1 protein-coding gene is annotated in these 519 nt (G+C 67.4%); it reads right to left on the reverse strand.

Features of this window, described 5'->3' with window-relative positions:
- The coding region (locus tag SPH27_RS23065; RefSeq protein ID WP_322435925.1) for a hypothetical protein at window positions 1-519 on the reverse strand (519 nt) is incomplete at both ends.

The raw sequence follows: 519 nt of genomic DNA on the forward strand, positions 1-519 counted from the left end.
GCCGCCGCCGTCGTCGCGTCCACCGTCTTCGTGAAGCCGGTCAGGCCCGCCACGCCCAGGGTGTACGCTTTCGCGTCGGCCGGGGTGAAGCTCGCCGTGTATTCGCCTTTGTTCGCACTGTCTTCCGCGAACGCCGGCGCGGTGGCCATGCCCGTCCCCGTCAGGGTCAGACCGGTTTTACCCTTCATCAGCTGGTTACGCGCGTCCTTCAGCTTCAGACGTACCGTCACCGGGCTGTGCGCCACCGGACTCGCCGTCTCCACCGCCAGCTCAGACTTCACCGCCGAGACCGGGGCTGCCGTGACCTCCACCTGATAGCTTGTGCTCTGGCCCGCATAACCCTGCGCCGCCGATTCGGTTGCCGTGATGGTCACCGGCGTGCTGCCGGTCACCGCGTGGATTTCCAGTGCGCCCGTGGACGTATCCACCGCCACTTTCGTCGCGTCCGAAGAGGCATAGCTCACCGTGCCGCCGTTCACCGGGGTCACCACAACCGGGGCCGGTGAAGGTGCACCCAGC

Source organism: Enterobacter sp. A103, from assembly GCF_034427535.1.
In the GTDB taxonomy this organism is placed as follows: Bacteria; Pseudomonadota; Gammaproteobacteria; order Enterobacterales; family Enterobacteriaceae; genus Enterobacter; species Enterobacter asburiae_B.